Source organism: Erwinia papayae, assembly GCF_058241465.1.
On record NZ_JBZCHT010000013.1, the window covers coordinates 367,027 to 380,025 of the forward strand.

9 protein-coding genes are annotated in these 12,999 nt (G+C 52.9%); 3 read left to right on the forward strand and 6 right to left on the reverse strand.

Annotation, left to right across the window (positions count from 1 at the left end; all coding sequences use genetic code 11):
* Positions 1-44 precede the first annotated feature (44 nt).
* Positions 45-1,445: a Si-specific NAD(P)(+) transhydrogenase gene (gene sthA / locus AC3RPL_RS17910; protein ID WP_490741026.1), complete on the forward strand. Its 1,401-nt coding sequence runs from the start codon at positions 45-47 to the stop codon at positions 1,443-1,445.
* Here the strand turns inward: sthA and oxyR are convergent.
* The 5 genes from oxyR to argC all read right to left on the reverse strand — a co-directional run bounded on the left by oxyR (position 1,428) and on the right by argC (position 7,038).
* A complete protein-coding gene (gene oxyR, locus AC3RPL_RS17915; protein WP_034935299.1) occupies positions 1,428-2,345 on the reverse strand; it encodes a DNA-binding transcriptional regulator OxyR in 918 nt (305 codons plus the stop codon). The genes sthA and oxyR overlap by 18 nt on opposite strands.
* A gap of 201 nt (positions 2,346-2,546) precedes the next feature.
* Positions 2,547-3,920, reverse strand: coding sequence for an argininosuccinate lyase (gene argH, locus AC3RPL_RS17920; RefSeq protein WP_490741027.1), 1,374 nt, complete (start codon positions 3,918-3,920; stop codon positions 2,547-2,549).
* Between the two features lie 87 nt (positions 3,921-4,007).
* A complete protein-coding gene (locus AC3RPL_RS17925) occupies positions 4,008-5,222 on the reverse strand; it encodes an argininosuccinate synthase (protein WP_034935294.1) in 1,215 nt (404 codons plus the stop codon).
* A gap of 19 nt (positions 5,223-5,241) precedes the next feature.
* Positions 5,242-6,018 (reverse strand): acetylglutamate kinase, encoded by a 777-nt coding sequence (gene argB, locus AC3RPL_RS17930; RefSeq protein WP_034935291.1) that lies wholly within the window; start codon positions 6,016-6,018, stop codon positions 5,242-5,244.
* A 15-nt stretch (positions 6,019-6,033) separates the two neighbouring features.
* Positions 6,034-7,038, reverse strand: a complete 1,005-nt coding sequence (argC, locus tag AC3RPL_RS17935) for an N-acetyl-gamma-glutamyl-phosphate reductase (protein ID WP_034935289.1) — start codon at positions 7,036-7,038, stop codon at positions 6,034-6,036.
* Between the two features lie 181 nt (positions 7,039-7,219).
* Here argC and argE point away from each other — a divergent pair, with 181 nt between their 5' ends.
* Together argE and ppc are read left to right on the forward strand one after the other, a co-directional pair.
* Positions 7,220-8,371: an acetylornithine deacetylase gene (gene argE, locus AC3RPL_RS17940; protein ID WP_490741028.1), complete on the forward strand. Its 1,152-nt coding sequence runs from the start codon at positions 7,220-7,222 to the stop codon at positions 8,369-8,371.
* A 358-nt stretch (positions 8,372-8,729) separates the two neighbouring features.
* Positions 8,730-11,381: a phosphoenolpyruvate carboxylase gene (ppc, locus tag AC3RPL_RS17945; protein WP_490741029.1), complete on the forward strand. Its 2,652-nt coding sequence runs from the start codon at positions 8,730-8,732 to the stop codon at positions 11,379-11,381.
* A 603-nt stretch (positions 11,382-11,984) separates the two neighbouring features.
* Here the strand turns inward: ppc and metF are convergent.
* On the reverse strand, positions 11,985-12,908 hold the full coding sequence (gene metF / locus AC3RPL_RS17950; RefSeq protein WP_034935284.1) for a methylenetetrahydrofolate reductase: 924 nt from the start codon (positions 12,906-12,908) through the stop codon (positions 11,985-11,987).
* Between the last annotated feature and the right edge of the window lie 91 nt (positions 12,909-12,999).

Genomic DNA, 12,999 nt, shown 5'->3' on the forward strand with positions numbered 1-12,999 from the left:
TAGAATATCGTTGTAAAATTGTATAATAACCAGGACGTATTGGCATGCAACAGTCTTATGATTACGATGCTATTGTGATTGGTTCAGGCCCCGGCGGTGAAGGTGCTGCAATGGGTCTGGTGAAACAGGGCGCACGCATCGCGGTTATCGAGCGTTATCACAATATTGGCGGCGGTTGTACCCACTGGGGAACCATCCCTTCAAAAGCACTCCGTCACGCCGTCAGTCGCATTATCGAGTTTAATCAAAACCCTCTCTACAGCGACCATACCCGCCTTTTGCGCTCTTCCTTTGCAGACATTCTTAACCACACTGAAAGTGTTATCAGTCAGCAAACGCGGATGCGGCAGGGCTTTTATGAGCGTAATCGCTGTGAGTTGTATCAGGGTGATGCACGATTTATTGATGCCAATACCATTGAGATAATCACCCATGATGGCACTGCCGAACGTCTGACCGCTGCAAAATTTGTCATCGCCTGTGGCTCCCGTCCCTACCGTCCTGCCGATGTGGATTTTACCCATCCACGTGTTTACGACAGCGACTCAATTCTCAATCTGCACCACGAACCGGGGCATGTGATTATTTACGGAGCCGGCGTCATTGGCTGTGAATATGCCTCAATTTTCCGTGGCCTCAATGTCAAAGTCGATTTGATTAACACCCGCGATCATCTGCTGGCCTTTCTCGATCAGGAAATTTCAGATTCACTTTCATATCACTTCTGGAACAGCGGCGTGGTTATCCGCCATAACGAAGAGTATGAAAAAATCGAAGGCGTCAGCGATGGGGTCATCATGCACCTGAAGTCCGGCAAAAAAGTCAAAGCTGACTGCCTGCTCTACGCTAATGGCCGCACCGGAAACACCGATTCACTGTCGCTGGAAAATATCGGACTGGAAGCAGACAGTCGTGGCTTGCTGAAGGTCAACAGCATGTACCAGACGGCACAGCCGCATATCTATGCAGTGGGGGACGTCATTGGTTATCCCAGCCTTGCTTCAGCTGCTTACGATCAGGGCCGCATCGCCGCTCAGGCGCTGATCAAAGGTGAAGCCAATGCTCATCTTATCGAGGATATACCCACCGGAATTTATACCATTCCGGAGATCAGCTCCGTCGGTAAAACCGAACAGCAGCTGACGGCGATGAAAGTCCCTTATGAAGTCGGACGGGCGCAGTTCAAACATCTTGCACGGGCGCAGATCGTGGGGATGAACGTGGGCAGCCTGAAGATTCTTTTCCATCGTGAAACCAAAGAAATTCTGGGAATTCACTGCTTCGGTGAACGCGCAGCGGAAATCATTCATATTGGTCAGGCAATCATGGAGCAGAAAAACGGTGGCAACACGATTGAATATTTCGTGAATACCACCTTTAACTATCCAACGATGGCTGAAGCCTATCGCGTTGCCGCGTTAAACGGCTTAAACCGGCTGTTTTAAGCGGCTGGTCATGTAGCTCTGCATGTGTTCGCGAATAACCTCTGCCAGTTGCTCATAGCGACTGCGCAACGGCGAACCGGGACGATAAACCAGCGCAATGGTTCGCTGAGGTTCCGGCTTGTAACACGGCAGATAGCAAATACCATCACGCGTGCGCTCTTTCGGCACCGCCAGGGCAGGCAGCAGGGTAATACCGCTGCCTGCGGCGACCATATTACGCAGCGTTTCGAGGCTGGTCGCCCGGAAATGCGTATCTTCATCAGCACCAGCCTGAAAGCAGAAACCCATCGCCTGATCGCGCAGGCAGTGACCATCTTCCAGCATCAGCAACTTCTCACCGGCGAGGTCAGACATCGGTACGCGGTCGCGATCGTGCCACGGGTGGTCCTGATAAATCGCCAGACGCATTGGTTCATCAAACAGCGGGACTTCAATAAAGGCTTCCGACTCTTTGACCAGTGCGAGGATGGCACAGTCCAGCTTACCGCTGTCCAACTGGGCCAGCAGTTGCAGAGTCTGAGCCTCATGCAGATACATTTCCAGTTTAGGGAATGTCTGGTGCAGCATGGGCACAATCTGCGGCAACAGGTAGGGTCCGACCGTCGGGATCAATCCGATATGCAGCGGCCCGGACATGGCTTCTCCCTGCTGGCTGGCCATCTCTTTCAACACTTTAACTTCACGCAGGATGGTACGAGCCTGGTCCACCAGCAGTAACCCGGCCTGCGTAAATAATACCTTACGACTGGTTCGCTCCAGCAGCATCACACCCAGTTCATCTTCCAGCTTGCGGATCTGGCCACTCAGGGTGGGCTGGCTGACGTGGCAGGCGTCCGCTGCCCGGCGAAAATGCCGGTGCTCAGCCAGTGAAACCAGATACTCAAGATCACGAATGTTCATTTTATTCCTCCGGACCACGATAGTTCGCGGCGATAGATAGGATAGCAATCAACGATTAACCCTATCAAGGGCGGATAAAAATAATGAAGATCACCACAGAAAGGCGATTGCACTGAAAACAAAAAGGATCCATGAAAACATGGATCCTTTAACCAGCCCGTTCAGGCGACCGCCATATGATAAGTAAAGCTCACTGCTGTATCAGGCCAGCCGTTGTCTGGCCTGTTCGATAGCAAACCGAACCTGACCCGGCGCCACGCCACCTTTAGCATTGCGTTTATCGAGACAGGACTGCAATGACAGAATCGGATAGACATCTTCGCCAATCACGTTGCTGAAGGTTTGCAGCTCTGACAGCGCCAGCGCTTCCAGCGCCACACCCTGATTGATTGCCGCAACCACCACTTCACCAACGATATGGTGGGCCTCACGGAACGGAACGCCCTTCGCCACCAGGTAGTCGGCCAGTTCAGTCGCATTGGCGTAGCCCTGCTCTGCGGCCTCCTGGCAACGCGGACGTTTCACCTGAATACCGTCAAGCACCAACACCGCCATATGCAGACAGTCAGACCAGCTGTCCAGCGCATCAAACAAGCCCTCTTTGTCTTCCTGCATATCTTTGTTGTAAGCCAGCGGCAGACCTTTCAACGTCATCATCATGCCGGTCAGTGCCCCCTGAACGCGGCCACATTTACCGCGAATCAGCTCCAGCGCATCCGGGTTTTTCTTCTGAGGCATCAACGAAGAACCCGAAGTCACTCGGTCGGACAGCTCAACAAACCCGGACTCACCGGTATTAAAGAAAATCAGGTCTTCAGCGAAGCGAGACAGGTGAACCATACTGATAGACGCATCCGAGAGCAGCTCAAGCACGTGATCACGGTCAGAAACCGTATCCAGGCTGTTGCGGGTGGCAGAGGCAAAGCCCAGCCAGCCCGCCAGTTGCTCACGGTCAATCTCATAGGCTGTTCCGGCCAGCGCACCGCAACCTAATGGGCTGACATCGAGGCGCTGCAACGCATCTTCAAGACGGCTTTCATCACGGGCCAGCATCTCAACATAGGCCAGACACCAGTGGGCAAACGTCACCGGCTGGGCGCGCTGAAGATGGGTATAGCCAGGCATTACCGCATCCTGGTTTGCTTCGGCGGTAACCACCAGCGCTTGTTGCAGCTGACGCAAAGCCATCAGCAATTCGCTGACCTGGGCTTTACACCAGAGTTTCAGATCGGTCGCAACCTGATCGTTACGGCTGCGCCCGGTATGCAGTTTTTTGCCCAGAGCCCCGACCTTTTCAATCAGACGGCCTTCGACGTAGCTGTGGATATCTTCTGCGTCGCTTTCGAGGATCTGCTGTGGATTGGCACGCACTTCTTCCAGCAGCACATTCAGTGCGCTTTCCAGTTGCTGCTGCTCCTCAGAGGTCAGAACATTGACTGTGACCAGCGCTTTGGACCAGGCAACAGACCCGACGATATCCTGCTCTGCCAGACGATAATCGAAGCGCAGCGAATCGTTAAACTGTTTGAAACGTTGGTCTGCTGCCTGAGTAAACCGTCCACCCCAAAGTGCCATGTCAGTGCTCCCTTGATTTCGGAAATTAATATTGATGTTGCTTAGCGTAACAGTGAGAGCGGCGGAATCGCCGCTCTGTCAGACGGCTTATTTCTTCTCGTTCAGCGCACGGATGCGTGAAGAGAGAGAGAACAGACGGATAAAGCCGCCCGCATGACGGTGATCGTAAACCTCGTCTTCACCGAAGGTGGCGAACTCTTCTGAATAGAGGCTGTTAGCCGATTTCTTCTGAATGGCGGTGACCTGACCTTTATACAGTTGCAGCACCACTTCACCATTTACTTCTGTGGCCAGCGACTGGGCCGCAGCCTGGATGGATTTACGCAGCGGCGCAAACCAGCGGCCATCGTACACGACGTAAGACATCTCATGGCCCAGCTGCTCACGCCATTTGAAGCTGTCACGATCCAGAACTAATTGCTCAACCGCACGCAGCGCGTTAACCATGATGGTGCCGCCGGGGGTTTCGTAGCAGCCACGGGATTTAATCCCGACCAGACGGTTTTCCACGATATCAACGCGACCAACACCGTGTTTCGCACCAATCACGTTCAGTTTTTCCAGACACTGGAATGGGGATAATGATTCGCCATTCACCGCCACCACGCAGCCCTTCTCCACGGTGACCGTAACCTGCTCTGGCTGGTCAGGTGCTTCCAGTGGATCAACGGTCCACACCCAGCAGTCTTTATTCGGGGCATTCCACGGGCTTTCCAGCACGCCACCTTCGGTGGAGATGTGCCAGGCGTTTTCATCACGGCTGTAGATTTTTTCCAGTGAGGCCGTGGTGGGAATATTACGCTCTTTCAGGTAAGCCAGCAGCGCTTCACGGGAACGCAGGTTCCACTCACGCCACGGCGCGACGACTTTCAACTGCGGTGCCAGCGCGGTGTAAGTGGTTTCAAAACGCACCTGGTCATTACCTTTACCGGTTGCACCGTGGCACAACGCATCAGCACCCACTTTCAGCGCCAGCTCAACCTGTGCTTTAGCGATAACCGGACGCGCCATTGAGGTTCCCAGCAGATAAGTGCCTTCATACAGTGCGCCCGTTTGCAGCACCGGATAGACATATTCACTGATGAACTCTTCACGCAGATCGACCACATGGCATTCAGATGCGCCTGACTGAAGGGCTTTCTGCTCAACACCTTCCAGATCGCCACGCTCCTGGCCGATATCCGCCACAAACGCAACCACTTCACAACCGCCGTAGTTCTCTTTCAGCCACGGAATAATGGCAGAGGTATCCAGACCGCCGGAGTAAGCCAGAACGATTTTTTTGATGCTTTTGTCTTGCATTGTCTTTTCCTTGAACCGGTTAAGCGAGGATACGGGTGCCGATGGACACGCCGTTAAATAGGGTTGGTAACTGTTCAGCATGACGCCAGCTGGCGATGTCCACCGGACGTCCCAGGGTGCGGGCTGCGTCGAGGGCAGCATTCACTTTAACAATCATACCGTCGGTAATAATGCCCTGGGCAATCAGCTGTTCCGCTTTTGCCGCCGTCATCTCTTCTATCCGCTGGCCTTTGCCATCAAGAATACCGCTGACATCGGAGAGCAGAATCAGGTCTGCGCCCAGCGTTGACGCCAGCGCCGTTGCAGCCTGGTCAGCATTGACGTTCATCAGTTTGCCATCAATAGTGATGCCGATGGAGCTAATCACGGGCAGGAAACCGGCCGACAACAGCGTGGTAATCAGCCGTGGCGAACCCGGGGTGGCCTGACCAACGTGACCCAGTTCTTCATCGAACTGCTCAACGTTGACGCTGCCGCCATCGCCAAGACACAAACCGACCGCATCAATGCCATGTTTTTTTGACCAGGCCAGCAGCGTTTTATTCGCTGTACCTGCCAGTGCGCCGGTGATGATGTCGATCTGGTCCGCTGGCGTTACGCGCAAACCATTTTTCTTTTTCACCGGAAGCGATAATTTTTTCATCAGCTCATCGACCAGGCAACCTCCGCCATGCACGATCAATACCGGTCGCTGATGGGATTCGCGCCAGGTGACCAGTGCGCCGAACAATTTCTCCAGCGCTTCTTCACTGTCCAGCAGTACGCCACCAAGTTTAACAATTAATGGATTGGTCATTTGATTACTCACGGATTAAATAAGTGACTGGGTTTCCGGGAAGCCGAAACGAATGTTCAGGCACTGTACAGCCTGCGATGATGCGCCTTTCAGCAGGTTATCTTCCGCTGAGACGACAATCAAATGCTCCCCTTTCACCGCAAAGCCAATATCGCAGAACGGCAGACCGACCACGCCTTTGATCGAAGGCACACCTTTTTCATATACCCGCACCAGAGGCTTATCCTGATAGGCATTGTGGAACGCTTCCGCCACATCATCATGGGTGATGCCCGGCTTCAGACGGCAGGTGGTGGTCGCCAGAATACCACGAGGGAAATTACCCAGATGCGGTGTGAAAATTACCGGAATGCCGAGATGCGCGGCAATTTCCGGCTGATGGCGATGAGTGAAAATACCGTAAGGTTGCAGGCTCACTTCACAGAAACTGGTGGTGACAGAGGCTTTGCGCCCTGCCCCGCTGACCCCGCTCGTGGCGTTAATCACCGGCCATTGATCAAGGTTGAGCAGGTTTGCCTCAATCAACGGCTTCAGCGCCAGCTGCGCCGCCGTCGGATAACAGCCGGGCACGGCGATTAACCGCGCTTCTTTGATCTTTTCATCTTGCCATTCAGCAAGGCCATAAACCGCTTTTTCCAGCCAGTCCAGGTGCTGATGAGGAAAACCGTAGTAGTCGGTGAAGAAACTTTCTTCGTTGACCCGAAAAGCGGCTGAAAGATCGAACACCACACAGCCGGCAGCAAGAAACTCCGGAGCAAGATCGTGACTGACCTCATGCGCCGTAGCCAGAAAAACCACATCCACTTTATCGGCAAAATCCGCCGCCTGGCTCAATGGCTGTAACGGCAGATCAACGATACCTTTGAGTTGAGGATGAAGGTCAGAGAGTAATTTTCCTGCGTCCGGGCTTTGCGCTGAAACCGCTAAAGCGGTTATGTTCACCTGTGGATGACGATTCAGGTAAGTGGCAAGCTCCACGCCAGCATAACCACTGGCACCAACAATCAGCGTATTCAACATCAGACTGACTACCTTATAACGGTCTTAAAGTATCGGGTTGCAGCCGTTTTTTGCTGCCCCTTCGCGTTGGGCGCTAAACTTACCGGTCAGTTTCCGGTTTCCATCCTCACGCCGCTAATGTATTTTTATTCACTAATAATGCATGAATATTGATACTATCCTAACTCAAGGACTGCCAACAGTGAAGACAAAATTACCACCTTTTATCGAGCTTTACCGTGAACTGATTGCCACGCCGTCAATCAGCGCAACCGATGCCGCTCTCGATCAAAGTAATGAAACTTTAATCAGTTTGCTGGCTGGCTGGTTTGAAAGTCTGGGCTTCACCGTTGAAGTCCAGGCAGTACCGGGTACGACCCACAAATTTAATATGCTGGCCAGAACTGGCAGTGGCGCGGGTGGCCTGCTGCTGGCGGGTCATACCGATACGGTTCCCTTTGACGATGGCCGCTGGACGCGCGATCCCTTTACCCTGACTGAACATGACAACAAATTGTACGGACTGGGCACGGCCGATATGAAAGGCTTCTTCGCGTTTATTTTAGATGCCCTGCGTGACGTTGATGTTGCCACGCTCTCCAGACCGCTTTACATCCTGGCGACGGCAGATGAAGAAACAACCATGGCTGGCGCGAGATATTTTGCAGAGAGCACCGCCATTCGTCCTGACTGCGCGATCATTGGTGAACCCACCTCGTTGAAGCCCGTTCGGGCGCACAAGGGACATTTATCCCACGCCATCCGGATTCAGGGGCAGTCAGGCCACTCCAGCGACCCTTCGCGTGGCGTCAACGCGATTGAACTGATGCATGAATCTATTACCGAATTGATGGGCTTGCGTAACACGCTGAAAGAACGTTATCACCATGCAGGCTTCGCTATCCCTTATCCCACCATGAACTTTGGCCATATCCACGGTGGTGACGCCGCTAACCGCATTTGCGCCTGCTGTGAACTGCATATGGATATTCGCCCGCTGCCGGGACTGACGCTGGACGATCTGGATGGTTTGCTCAATGAAGCGCTGGCACCGGTCAGTGCCCGCTGGCCGGGCCGTCTGACGGTCAGTCCGCTACATCCGCCTATTCCTGGCTATGAATGCCCGCCGGATCACCAGCTGGTGCAGGTGGTCGAAAAACTTCTGGGTACGCCAACGGAAATCGTCAACTACTGTACGGAAGCTCCGTTTATCCAACAGCTGTGCCCAACGCTGGTGCTGGGGCCGGGATCGATTGAACAGGCGCACCAGCCCGATGAATATATTGATACCGCATTTATTCAACCGACCCGTGAGTTAATTACTCAGGTTGTGCAGCATTTCTGTTACCACTAGATGACATTCGGGGTATTCAACTGTGAAAACAGCAGCTTATCCCGACTTTTTGCCGCTCTTTTGAATAAGAATAACTTATCTCACTTCCTGTTAGTTAAATTTCATAAATTCCCGTCATTTAGCCGCAGGATAATGCAAATTTAACTCAATTGACGAATGGAAATGAACGTGGCTAGATAAAAGGCAAAGTTATGCCATCAACAGCGACGCGCTCATAAGATTTCAGAAAGCAGGAACAGGATAACCACGCGGATTCCAGGACGCTTTTCACAGCAAAGCGAGAGGGATAAGCATCCAGCCTGCCTTACTGCGGCCTGAAAAGTGAAGAGCATTAAACAAGAAGGGTATCAGGGGCCATATGAACGAACAATATTCCGCAATGCGAAGTAATGTCAGTATGCTCGGTAAACTACTCGGGGATACTATCAAGAATGCATTAGGTGAAAACATTCTTGATCGGGTGGAAACCATCCGAAAGCTTTCAAAGTCATCCCGTGCAGGAAATGACGCTCACAGGCAGCAATTGCTGTCAACGCTGCAAAATCTCTCCAATGATGAACTGTTACCCGTCGCCCGCGCATTCAGCCAGTTTCTTAATCTGACCAACGTCGCAGAGCAGTATCATACGATTTCACCGAAAGGCGAAAGGGCTAACCACCCGGAAATGCTGACCAACGCTTTTGAGCGTCTGAAACAACATCCCGACCTGACCGAAGAGAAAATTCGTGAAGCTATTGAGTCACTCTCTCTTGAGCTGGTGCTCACCGCTCACCCAACAGAAATCACCCGCCGAACGCTTATTCACAAGCTGGTCGAGGTGAACAGTTGCTTAAAGCAACTCGATCATAACGATCTCTCTGATTATGATCGTTCACTGATCATGCGCCGTCTGCGTCAGTTGGTGGCCCAGGCCTGGCATACCGATGAAATTCGTAAATATCGTCCCTCTCCGGTTGATGAGGCCAAATGGGGCTTTGCGGTAGTGGAAAACAGTCTGTGGGAAGGCGTACCCAACTTTCTGCGCGAGCTGAATGAACAGGTCGAAGCCTGTTTTGGCGTCAAACTGCCGGTGGATTTTGTCCCCGTGCAGTTCACCTCGTGGATGGGCGGCGATCGCGATGGTAATCCAAACGTCACAGCAAAAATAACCCGCCACGTGCTGCAACTGAGCCGCTGGAAAGCCACCGATCTTTTTCTGCGTGATATCGCCGTGCTGGTCTCCGAACTGTCGATGTCGGAATGCACGCAGGAAGTATGGGAGCTGTGCGGCAACCCCGACGCTCAGGAACCCTATCGCGAGATCATGAAAAAGCTGCGTACGCAGTTGATGAGCACGCAGGCTTATCTTGAGCAACGTCTGAAGGGAGAACGTCCGGCTCGCCCTGCCGATTTGTTGATCAACAACGATCAGCTGTGGGACCCGCTGTATGCCTGCTATCAGTCGCTACAGGCCTGTGGGATGGGGATCATTGCCAACGGACAGTTGCTGGATACGCTGCGCCGTGTCAAATGTTTCGGCGTGCCGCTGGTGCGCATCGATATTCGTCAGGAGAGCACCCGGCATACCGATGCTATTGCCGAAGTCACCCGTTATCTGGGGCTGGGCGACTATGCCAGCTGGTCAGAAGCGGATAAACAGGCTTTCCTGATTAGCGAGCTCAATTCGAAGCGTCCGTTGCTGCCACGCAACTGGCAACCCAGCGATGAGACGCAGGAAGTGCTGGATACCTGCCGCGTCGCCGCCGAGGCCCCGAAAGGATCGGTCGCGGCCTATGTCATCTCAATGGCAAAAACGCCATCGGACGTTCTCGCCGTTCATCTGTTACTGAAAGAAGCTGGCATCCCCTTCGCCATGCCGGTTGCTCCCCTGTTCGAAACGCTGGATGACCTGAACAACGCCAACGATGTCATGAGCCAGCTGCTCAGCATTGACTGGTATCGTGGTTTTATCCAGGGTAAGCAGATGGTAATGATTGGCTATTCTGACTCCGCCAAAGATGCCGGGGTGATGGCGGCCAGTTGGGCGCAATATCAGGCGCAGGATGCCCTGATCAAAACCTGTGAAAAAGCCGGTATCGCCCTGACTCTGTTTCACGGGCGCGGCGGCACGATTGGCCGTGGCGGCGCACCGGCTCACGCAGCGCTGCTTTCACAGCCGCCGGGCAGCCTGAAAGGTGGCCTGCGCGTCACCGAGCAGGGTGAAATGATCCGCTTTAAATATGGTCTGCCAGAGGTGACGATCAGCAGTCTGTCGCTGTATACCGGCGCTATCCTTGAAGCCAACCTGCTGCCTCCGCCAGAGCCGGAACCACAGTGGCGCGATATTATGGACCAGCTGTCGAAGGACTCCTGCGAGATGTACCGTGGCTATGTGCGTGAGCATAAAGACTTTGTGCCCTACTTCCGTTCAGCCACCCCGGAACAGGAACTGGGCAAACTGCCATTGGGTTCACGTCCGGCGAAACGCCGTCCGACCGGTGGCGTCGAATCACTGCGCGCCATTCCGTGGATCTTTGCATGGACGCAGAACCGCCTGATGCTCCCGGCCTGGTTGGGAGCCGGGGCCGCGCTGCAAAAAGCGATGGCCGCCGGTCATCAGAACCAGCTGGAAGCGATGTGCCGCGACTGGCCATTCTTCTCTACCCGGCTGGGGATGCTGGAGATGGTCTTCTCGAAAGCCGATCTGTGGCTGGCCGAATACTACGATCAACGTCTGGTCGATAAAGAGTTGTGGCCGCTGGGTAAACAGCTGCGCGATCAGCTGGATTCTGATATTAAGGCGGTGCTGACCATTGCTAACGATGCCCATCTGATGGCCGATCAACCGTGGATTGCAGAGTCCATCACTTTACGTAATGTCTACACTGACCCGCTTAATGTGCTCCAGGCTGAACTGCTGCACCGCTCCCGCCAGCAGGAAGCCAGCGGCGGTGAGCCAGATGCGCGTGTTGAGCAGGCGCTGATGGTGACCATTGCCGGTGTTGCGGCGGGGATGCGTAATACGGGCTAAATAATATGATGCGTTTGTGTCCTGGGAGGGACACAAACGCTGCTTTTAAAATAATGTCACTTTGCCAGATGTGACTGCATATTCAGAAAAAATTTCTATTACGCAATGACCAGCGTGTTATCAGCTTCTCGTTTTATGACATCAGCCAGTAAAGATTAATATCATTTCTCTGCGCCATTATTTCTTTTTCAGGAAAAAGGATTTGTCTGGCTGATTTTTATTTATTACTGAAGCGGCTGCTTAAAAAAGCCAGAAGTTGTGTAACGTACTGATTAAAAACTGATATTTATAATTTTCAGCACGGTAAATTTAATTAATTATCAGAAAAATATCATCTGTTAACAGAGGACCGGATGAATAATCCTTTTCGCACCATAAAGCAGCTACCCAATTAATCAACAGAGCTCTGTAAATATTATAAAATTCCTTTTCGCAGCTGGCTGATAATAAACTTCCGTCAGAGCCTGTCCCACCAGACGTTATTGTCGCAGCCAGTCTGGACAAGGACAGCGTGCAGAAACCGGAGCGTACACGCAGTACGTGAGAATTTCGGGCAGTGCCCAGGTGCAAAATGGCAAGTAATAGCCCTGAGGGGCCAGGCTCTTAATGTTCACTGGCCGCCATCGACGGTTGCGCACTTTTCTCCGGGCGAACGCCCAGCGTGTGACAAATGGCGTAACTTAGCTCCGCACGATTCAGGGTATAAAAATGGAAGTCTTTTACTCCTTCACGGCTGAGGATCTTCACCATATCCATAGCAACATTCGCGCCCACCATTTTGCGGGTTTCAGGATCATCATCCAGTCCGGCAAACATGCTGTTCATCCAACCGGGCACACGGACGTTGGTCAGGGCAGCAAAACGCTGCAACTGCCTGAAGTTCGACACCGGCAGAATGCCCGGCACAATTTCCACATCAATTCCGGCGATAACACAACGATCGCGAAAGCGCAGATAGCCCTCCACATCAAAGAAAAACTGGGTAATAGCGCGGGTCGCCCCGGCATCTATTTTTCGCTTCAGGTTGATTAAATCAGACTGGGCGCTTTTGGCCTCCGGGTGCACTTCCGGATAGGCGGCAACGGAAATGTCAAAATCCCCTACCTCGCGCAGTAGCGCGACCAGATCGGCTGCGTACATTTCAGGTTTGCCCGCGCCCGGCGGCAGATCGCCACGCAGCGCCACGATATGACGAATACCATTATCCCAATAATCCTGGGCAATCGTACGCAGCTCATCGCGGGTGGCATCAATACAGGTCAGATGCGGTGCTGCCTCCAGCCCGGTACGATCTTTAATTCCTTTGATAATGCTGTGGGTGCGGTCACGCTCACCGGAGTTAGCCCCATAGGTGACCGACACAAACTTCGGTTTCAGACTACTGAGGCGATCAATTGAAGCCGACAGCGTCTGTTCCATTTCGTTGGTATGTGGCGGAAAGAACTCAAATGAGACATTAATTTGTCCGTTCAGCTCGGCCAGACTCTGGTTCAGCACCTCGCGCTGATTAACATGGAAAAAACTCATGGCTTCCCTCATCGATCGCTCAGTTAATAATTTGTCGAATTGAACATCCATACGTTTAGACGTCCAGACATTCAAAATGCAGGGTTAAGCC

Bases quoted from the DNA above. Each gene is read 5' to 3' on its own strand.
- sthA (WP_490741026.1), top strand. From the start codon at position 45: ATGCAACAGTCTTATGATTACGATGCTATTGTGATTGGTTCAGGCCCC.
- oxyR (WP_034935299.1), bottom strand. From the start codon at position 2,345: ATGAACATTCGTGATCTTGAGTATCTGGTTTCACTGGCTGAGCACCGG.
- argH (WP_490741027.1), bottom strand. From the start codon at position 3,920: ATGGCACTTTGGGGTGGACGGTTTACTCAGGCAGCAGACCAACGTTTC.
- AC3RPL_RS17925 (WP_034935294.1), bottom strand. From the start codon at position 5,222: ATGCAAGACAAAAGCATCAAAAAAATCGTTCTGGCTTACTCCGGCGGT.
- argB (WP_034935291.1), bottom strand. From the start codon at position 6,018: ATGACCAATCCATTAATTGTTAAACTTGGTGGCGTACTGCTGGACAGT.
- argC (WP_034935289.1), bottom strand. From the start codon at position 7,038: ATGTTGAATACGCTGATTGTTGGTGCCAGTGGTTATGCTGGCGTGGAG.
- ppc (WP_490741029.1), top strand. From the start codon at position 8,730: ATGAACGAACAATATTCCGCAATGCGAAGTAATGTCAGTATGCTCGGT.
- metF (WP_034935284.1), bottom strand. From the start codon at position 12,908: ATGAGTTTTTTCCATGTTAATCAGCGCGAGGTGCTGAACCAGAGTCTG.